The 8,729-nt window shown below is 33.1% G+C and carries 8 protein-coding genes and 1 pseudogene; all 9 read left to right on the top strand.

Annotated features, from left to right (window positions below):
* A partial coding sequence (locus tag DZ60_RS25340) for a tetratricopeptide repeat-containing sensor histidine kinase (RefSeq protein ID WP_025743872.1) occupies positions 1-1,624 on the top strand: 1,624 nt, incomplete at its 5' end.
* A 16-nt stretch (positions 1,625-1,640) separates the two neighbouring features.
* Positions 1,641-2,309, top strand: coding sequence for a response regulator (locus DZ60_RS0120375; protein ID WP_025743871.1), 669 nt, complete (start codon positions 1,641-1,643; stop codon positions 2,307-2,309).
* A gap of 930 nt (positions 2,310-3,239) precedes the next feature.
* Positions 3,240-3,665 carry a hypothetical protein gene (locus DZ60_RS0120370; protein ID WP_025743870.1) on the top strand — a complete coding sequence of 142 codons (426 nt, stop codon included), beginning with the start codon at positions 3,240-3,242 and terminating at the stop codon, positions 3,663-3,665.
* A gap of 79 nt (positions 3,666-3,744) precedes the next feature.
* Positions 3,745-3,879, top strand: a complete 135-nt coding sequence (locus DZ60_RS24770) for a DUF2256 domain-containing protein (RefSeq protein WP_081740544.1) — start codon at positions 3,745-3,747, stop codon at positions 3,877-3,879.
* Entirely contained in the window at positions 3,876-5,174 is a 1,299-nt protein-coding gene (locus DZ60_RS0120365; protein ID WP_025743869.1) for a DASH family cryptochrome, read from the top strand. Before DZ60_RS24770 ends, DZ60_RS0120365 begins: the two co-directional genes overlap by 4 nt.
* Before the next feature lie 6 nt (positions 5,175-5,180).
* Complete coding sequence (locus DZ60_RS0120360; protein ID WP_025743868.1) at positions 5,181-6,713, top strand: cryptochrome/photolyase family protein; 1,533 nt, start codon at positions 5,181-5,183, stop codon at positions 6,711-6,713.
* A complete protein-coding gene (locus DZ60_RS0120355) occupies positions 6,703-8,190 on the top strand; it encodes a cryptochrome/deoxyribodipyrimidine photo-lyase family protein (RefSeq protein WP_025743867.1) in 1,488 nt (495 codons plus the stop codon). Before DZ60_RS0120360 ends, DZ60_RS0120355 begins: the two co-directional genes overlap by 11 nt.
* A 2-nt stretch (positions 8,191-8,192) precedes the next feature.
* Complete coding sequence (locus DZ60_RS0120350; protein WP_025743866.1) at positions 8,193-8,471, top strand: TIGR03643 family protein; 279 nt, start codon at positions 8,193-8,195, stop codon at positions 8,469-8,471.
* A gap of 3 nt (positions 8,472-8,474) precedes the next feature.
* A pseudogene (locus DZ60_RS0120345) lies at positions 8,475-8,729 on the top strand (hypothetical protein); the annotation flags it as partial.

Here is an 8,729-nt window from a genome sequence, read left to right as displayed (position 1 = left end):
AAAAAAAAATAGTGATACCACTTATGTTATAAATGCGGTTTCTAAATTAGGAATATATTATAAAAAAAATAATCAATTAATAGATGCTTTTAAATATTATAATGAGGCATTTAAGATATTTAAAATTGTTAAAGATAGTATTGGAGCGGGAAAAAAGTTATTACAAATGGCGAATATTCAGGCAAGATTAGGGGATTATTCAGGTAGTAAAACAACAGCGATAGATGGATTAAAGTTTATAGAAAACAAGAAAGATATAAAAAGTCTATCAGGATTATATCATATTATTTCTGTGGCTAATAGGGAGCAAAAGAAATATATGGAAGCTTTAAAGTATAATAGTTTAGCATTAAATCTAGGCAACGATAGTATAAAACTTCATAAAATTGGAGCGCACAATATTTTGATGTTTAAAAATACCAAAGCAAATATATTGGCTAATCAAAAAAAATATCAAGAAGCCTTATCAATATTTTCAAAGTTACAATTGGATTCATTAATTAAAGGTAACAAAATAGAATATGCAAGAGTATTAGCAAATCTAGGGCACATTAAATGGCTACAGAATATGGATGATAGGGATTCTGAGAGATTGCTATTAAGTGCAAAAAAAATAAGAGAGGATATAGAAGATGTTAATGGATTAATTGCAAGTAATATTTATCTAACCAGGTACTATTTTGATAAGGATAGAGAGAAGGCATTATACCATGCAGAAGAGGCGTACAGGAATGCTACTACACAAAATAGTATGACTTCTATCTTAGAGGCATTGGGTTTTATATTTGAGCTCAAAGACAATACCAAAGAAGAAGCCAAAGTTTTTAATAAAGTACATGGTGAGTTGCAGGAGATTAATCAAAGTAACCGAGAGATCTATGCGGTAACTAAGTATGAGAATGATAAACTGAATACCGAAAACTTGATACTCAAGGCAGAAACAGCCAAAAAAGATAGACAAAAAATAATTTATCTTTTTAGTACCATTCTACTCGCATTAATAGGAAGTACGACCTTTTACTTATTTCGTCAACGACACAGAAGAGAAAAAATTCGTGATGTGTACAATGCCGAAGCCCGAATTTCTAAAAAAATACATGATGAGCTGGCAAATGATATCTATAATGTAATGGTACAGGTACAAAATGATCATACCAACCCTGGTGTGCTTGATAAATTAGAAGAAATCTATAATAGTACTCGTGATATTTCGCGAGAAAATAATAGCTTTACTACAGGAGAAGAGTATTCTGCAGAACTAGAAGGAATGTTAAGTAGTTACAGTTCTGGTACAACAAACATTATTATTAAAGGAATCGATGATATTAATTGGCAAACAATTAATCCAGAAAAGAAAATTATCGTACATCGTACCTTACAAGAATTAATGGTCAATATGAGGAAACATAGCAATGCAGGGTTGGTAGTTGTTTCTTTCAAGAAAATGTCTAAAAAGATAGTAATTACCTATGCAGATAATGGTGTAGGAGTGAAGTTAGAGAAAATAATTTATAGTAATGGACTGCGGAATACGGAAAACCGTATAAAAACGATCGGAGGAACATTTATATTTGACTCAGAAATAGGAAAAGGCTTTAAAGCCAAAATAGATTTTCCGAATTAACTATAATATAGAGCTTATGTTCAAGAAAGTTTTGGTTACAGAAGACCTTGGTAGTATTAATCATGGTGTAGCAAATGTTCTATACTCAAGAACTGATGTGAATGAAGTACAGCAAGCACAATATTGTGATGATGCATACCTAAAGTTTAGAAGAGCTATTAAGGATCAAGATCCTTTTGATCTGTTGGTCACAGATCTTTCATTTAAAGAAAGTCACAGACAAAGAAAATTGTTGTCTGGTGTAGAACTTATTGATGCGTTACGAGCGATACAACCGAATCTAAAGGTTATTGTGTATTCTATGGAAGATAGGCCAGGAAAAATCAAATCTCTTTTTGCTAATCAGCATATCGATGGATATGTTTGTAAAGGGAGAAATGGATTAAATGAACTGGTGCAATCGGTGAGCCAGGTATATAATGAAGGAACGTATATCTCTTCGCAATTAGAAAGTGTGATGAGCAAGAACAATGTATTCGAACTTAAAGATTACGACCTTTTACTTCTTAAGCATTTATCTGATGGGCTTACGCAGGATGAGATTGGAGATTATTTTAAGAAAAATCAAATTTCACCTAATAGTATTAGCTCAATAGAAAAACGACTTAATAAATTGAAATATAATTTTAAGGCCAAAAATGCTATTCATTTGGTTTCTATGACAAAAGATTTAGGTCTTTTGTAGATTTTTGATCCTTAAAACATAAAAAATCCAAAACATAATTTAAAATCTAGAATACAACAAATCAACTGTTTATTTTTATTCCTTACCAATCAGGTTTTCTAAATTTGATTGGTTTTTTTATGCCCTATTTTTCTTTCCTGAAAAACACAAAAAGTGATTTGAATTTGTTGAAAACTAAAAAGATACATGCTGATTTGTAGACAAAAACAACCCTGCAATTGTAAAACTTTGGCGAGCCAACAAAAGCAGGGCCTGAATAACGATTGATTTAATAGAAACCAACCATTGTAAGGTGTGATCTAGAGTAAACCATTCAAAAGTAACATGTTTATTTTACCATTTGATTATGCAACTATCAGATATTAAAATGTTGTAAAAACATATTTTATTTCTTACCAAATTTTAGTACTTGACAGGTATAGCTTACCTTCCCAAGGCACAATATAGCAAGAAGGTTTTAAATAATTACGGTTTTCCGTAAAATATTTATGATTTTAGAAGTTCAGGAGTTTTGAGATATTAAACAATTTGTAATAGGTTGTTTAAAATTAGAGATAGAACTATTTTATTTTAAATGAGATACGGTGATTTTATCTTTTTTATAAGTTCATATGAATAAAAAATGAATAGTTTTTAAAAATAAAAAGACTGTCAAGTTTTTAAGCTTGCTAGTCCGGATCTTAAAAGTATATCTTCAATTTTACATTTTTAATACTAGGAATAACCTTTCATCTAGTTTTTTGAGAGATAATTCTCGAACCTCATTAACTCTTGAGTAGTAAACAGAGTTTTAGTAAATAGGAAACTTAAGTATTGTTATAGTGTCGCATATGTTATAAGCTTAATAGATGCTTAAGTTTTCTTATTTTTGAAAATGTCTAGGTTATTTTAAACAACTACCTCGATGGGCATTAATATAAAAGGATATCAATGTATATAGAGATACTACAAGTATTACAATTCGTTGTTAGTACAGGTTTATTAGTTCTAATTTGGATTGTACAATTGATTATATATCCTAGTTTCTCTTATTTTAATGAATCAAATTTATTCCGATGGCATGGTACATATACACCACGCATTGGTTTTATTGTTGTTCCTATGATGTTGACACAACTTACCCTTGCAATATATTCTGTTTTGCAAGAGCCCACTTTTATTTCTGTTTTACTATGTATTCTTGTGGGTATAGTTTGGTTGTCTACTTTCTTACAGTTTGTTCCTATGCACCAGAAAATCTCTAATCAGAACGTTGATACGAATTTGTTGGATAGGCTAACAAGGCTCAACTGGTTAAGAACAATAGTTTGGTCACTGATATTTCTTCTAAGTGCGGTCGAATTTTTCTTAAAATAACGATTTTTTGTGTTAAAGCTATGTTGATAAACATTAAGTTGTTTAACTATTTTGTAAATTGGTTAAACAATTTGATGTAATGAAAAAATCGAACCTGCCTACAAAAATTTGTAAGTCATGTGGCCGTCCATATTCATGGCGAAAAAAATGGGAAAAGGTTTGGGAAGAAGTGCGGTATTGTAGCGAAAGGTGTCGAAGAAATAAGAATGCATGAGAAGAGGATTAGTTTGGTTTAAGAATGACTTAAGGGTTCAGGATAATATATCCTTACACAAAGGACTTTCAGAAAATGACAGTATTATTGCGGTTTATTTTTTTGATCCGAGACTTTTTGAATCAGAGATCAATGGATTCAGGAAGATTGATAAATTTAGAGCTAAATTTTTATTAGAAACTGTTACGCAATTAAGAGAAAACCTTGAGAAGCTGCAGATCCCATTATTAGTATATCAACAACGACCAGAAGATGTAATTCCTAAGCTGGTAATAGATAAAGATATTGCCAAGGTTTATACGCAAAATGAGTGGACCTCAGAGGAGAGACAGGTTCTCATAGCTGCAAAAGCATCTACTAAAATGTGTAATTTGGATTGGGTAGAAAGTTATGATCAATTTTTATTTCATCCAGAAGATCTTCCTTTCGAAATTAATAAAGTTCCTCATGTGTTTACCCCTTTTAGAAAACTGTGTGAAAAAGAAGTTTCAGTAAGAGTGCCACTTCAAAACAAAGCAATTTCAGGCAAGGATAATTATAAGAATGTTACTAAGATGCCTTCATTGAAAGATCTTGGGTATGCCGAATTTGAAAAGGATTCGAGAACTGCTTTTCCTTTTAATGGTGGAGAAAATAATGGGGAACAACGAATGCATTCATATTTTTTTGATACTAAGAACCTGTCTCAATATAAAAAGACCAGAAACGGACTTGTAGGTATTAATTATAGTTCGAAGCTCTCAGCATGGTTGGCAAATGGCAGTATTTCTCCTAGAATGATTTATTATCAGGTAAGAGAATATGAAGAACGAGAGGGTAAAAATAATTCTACATACTGGTTGATTTTTGAATTAATATGGCGTGACTTTTTTAAATATATCTCGATGAAACATCGTAATGATATTTTTAGAATAGAAGGAATTCTTCATAAAAAATATTCCTGGCAAACAGATAAAAAGTTGATTCGGCAATGGGTACATGGAGAAACTTCTGAGGCTTTTGTGAATGCTAACATGATTGAACTCAAAAATACAGGATGGATGAGTAACAGAGGGCGCCAAAATGTTGCGTCTTATTTTGCTAAAGAATTGCAACTAGATTGGCGGATAGGAGCTGCGTATTTCGAATCTATGCTAATTGATTATGATGTGCATAGTAACTATGGTAATTGGTTGTATGTAGCAGGAGTTGGTAATGACCCACGGGACCGAAAATTTAATATACAGCTTCAAGCAGAACGATACGACCCAGAGCAAAAGTTTCAGAATCTTTGGTTGCAACCTACTTTATTTTAATTATTTATGATATTACGACTAATTCTTGGTGATCAATTAAATCATAGACATTCTTGGTATAAAGAAAAGGATCAGAATGTTCTTTATTTTCTTGCAGAAATGAGGCAAGAAACTGACTATGTGCGACATCATATTCAGAAGATAGTTGCTTTTTTTCTCAGCATGCGAAATTTTGCAGCATGGCTTTGCGATCAAGGGCATAGAGTTACCTATTACTCATTAGATCACAAAGACAATAAGCAAGATTTGACGCTTAATTTACTGCAATTAATCAGAGATAATAAGGTTACCAAATTTGAGTATCAGCTACCAGATGAATATCGTTTAGATAATCAAATTAAAGAATTTTGTGCCTCTTTGAATATAGAAACAAAAGTCTATGATACAGCGCATTTTTTGACTACTCGGACAGATCTGTCGACTTTTTTTGAAGGTAAGAAGCAATATACCATGGAGTACTTTTATCGCTACATGCGAAAGCGATACAATGTATTAATGAGTACTCCCACCGATCCAGAAGGAGGAATTTGGAACTTTGATAAAAACAATCGTAAAAAATGGACTGGTACTCCTATTATACCTCTTGAGAAAAGATTTTTGAAGGATGTATCAGATATTGTGCATCTTCTCGAGGAGTCAGGAGTCAATACTATAGGAACTATAGTCGCAGAGGACTTTAATTGGCCTACATCAAGAGAAGAAAGTCTCAAGGTTCTTACCTATTTCTGTGAAAAATTATTAGTTCATTTTGGTGATTATCAGGATGCGATGCATACCAAGGAAAAGTATCTTTTTCATAGCCGTCTTTCTTTTGCGTTAAATAGTAAGTTGTTGCATCCTCTTGAAGTGATTAAAGCAGTGATTGTGCATTGGCGAGGGCATCAAGATGAGATTCATATTGCTCAAGTAGAAGGTTTTGTGCGTCAGATTTTGGGTTGGCGAGAGTATATGAGAGGAATCTATTGGATGCATATGCCAGGCTACGGGGTTAAAAACTACCTGAATAATCAAAATCCATTACCTGATTTTTATTGGACCGCTAAAACGAAAATGAATTGTTTACATCATGCTATCAAACAAAGTTTAGATGATGCCTACGCCCACCATATTCAGCGCTTAATGGTTATTGGCAATTACGCTCTCTTGACCCAAACGGCACCTGATGAGGTAGATCAATGGTATTTGGGGGTGTATATAGATGCTATCGAGTGGGTAGAAATTACCAACACCAGAGGTATGAGTCAATTTGCTGATGGTGGTATTGTGGCAACAAAACCGTATGTCTCTAGTGGTAGTTATATAAACAAGATGAGTACTTATTGTAAAGATTGTCATTATAAAGTGGCAAAAAAAATAGAAGAAGATGCGTGTCCCTTTAATGCACTGTACTGGAACTTTCTCGACGAAAAGAGAGCATATTTTGAGCATAATCAAAGAATGCGAATGATGATGAACCTATTAGATAAAATGGATAAAGAAAAATTACAAGCCCTAAAAGATAGGGCGATAACTATAATAGAAAACCCCAATGACTATTAATAAAAATGAACATATCAATATTGTCTGGTTTAAACGTGATCTGAGATTACAGGATAATGAGGCTATATATACTGCTATAAAATCAGGCAAACCTATTTTACTTCTTTATGTTTTTGAAAATTCTCTAAGAAATGATGCACATTATAGTGACCGTCATTGGAATTTTATTAAGCAATCTCTAGAAGATATGAATAAGCAACTCGCTCAGTTTAATACAAAGATATTGGCAGTTTCCTCAGAGGTGATAAAGACTTTTGGGACACTTCAGCAATTTTGGAAAATAGATACTGTTTTTTCTCATCAAGAGACAGGGATTCGAATTACGTACGATAGGGATAAAGCCTTTAGGGTGTTTTGCAAAAATAACCTAATCAATTGGTCAGAAAATGGAAACAATGGGATTCTTAGAGGGTTAAAAAATAGAGGTACTTGGAGAGAAGATTGTGAACGTTATATGTCATCCCCTCTTTTTGAATTTAAACCAAATGAAGAAAGTTTTATTTCATTAAAAGTGATAGAAGAAATCGAACGCGTTTTCAGGTTAGAAATACTAGACACGGATACGGACTCTAATTTTCAGAAAGGGGGAGCCACAACAGGTATTAAGTATCTAGAATCGTTTTTTGACCAAGGACGCTATAAGAATTATAGTTTTCATATTTCGAAGCCAGAATTGGCACGCAAAGGGTGTAGTCGCCTGTCTCCGTATATAGCATGGGGTAATCTTTCGGTTAGACAAGTATGGCAATATGCAATGAGGTTCAGGAACTTTTCTGGTCATAAGAAGCAAATAGATGCCTTTGTCTCGAGGCTTCATTGGCAAGTTCATTTTGTGCAGAAATTTGAGATGGAAGATATTATGGAGTTTGAGAGTATCAATAAGGGGTATCGTAAACTCAAAAAAAACATTTCTCAAGCATATCAGACAGCATGGAAAGCTGGCGAAACTGGGTATCCATTAATAGATGCTTGTATGCGTTGTTTAAAAGAAACGGGTTATATCAATTTTAGGATGCGCGCTATGGTAGTTTCTTTTTTTACACATAATCTATGGCAACCTTGGCAAGCTGCCAGTGCGTATCTGTCAAGTATGTTTTTGGATTTTGAGCCGGGTATTCATTTTCCGCAATTGCAAATGCAAGCAGGAGAAACAGGGATTAATATGTTGAGAATATATAACCCCGTTAAAAATAGTATAGAACACGATCCAGAAGGTGTATTTATTAGAAAATGGGTGCCAGAACTTAGCGAGATTCCGAAAGAATTTATTCATGAACCCTATAGGATGACTCTCTTGGATCAAAAGTTTGCCAATATTACCTTAGGAAAAGATTATCCTTTTCCGATTGTTGATATGGCTTCGACCAGAAAAAAAGCGAGTGACACCTTGTGGAATATGAAAAATAATGAGTTAGTAAAAAAAGAAAGCTATCGTATTTTAAAGAAGCATACGTTACCAAATAGAAAAAATAAATAATTATGAAGAAAGAGTTATCGATTAGAGATATAGATAGAATTATAGAAATGGCATGGGAAGACAGAACTCCTTTTGATGCTATTGTACTACAATTTGGTATCAAAGAACAAGAAGTTATTGATTTAATGCGAAAAGAAATGAAACCTTCGAGCTTCAGGATGTGGCGTAAACGGGTTCAGGGGAGAAAGACAAAGCATCTTAAAAAACGAGCTTTTGAAGAAGGAAGGTTTAAATGCAGTCGACAACGACAAATTACACATAATAAAATTTCAAAAAGATAAATAATGAGTACTATAAAACCAGATCAAGTAGTTTATAATAAAGAGGAAGGGAAGTACGATGCGGCTTTAAGGCCGTATGCGACAGATGTGGGAGCTCCTATGATTACGATTCCTGATACTGTTACTTGGAAGAATACAAATATTCATCAAGTAAATAAACAGGTGAAGGCGAAGTATGAAGAACTTAAGATGGCGTATGACAACCTGATTGAACAGTTTGAGTATAATAACGGATCATTCCAAAAAGTTGTGGTTAGA

The sequence above is a fragment of the Aquimarina pacifica genome (genome assembly GCF_000520955.1).
Lineage (GTDB): Bacteria > Bacteroidota > Bacteroidia > Flavobacteriales > Flavobacteriaceae > Aquimarina > Aquimarina pacifica.
Note: the sequence above shows the minus strand (reverse complement) of the source record. Positions and strands in the feature narration are given on the sequence as shown.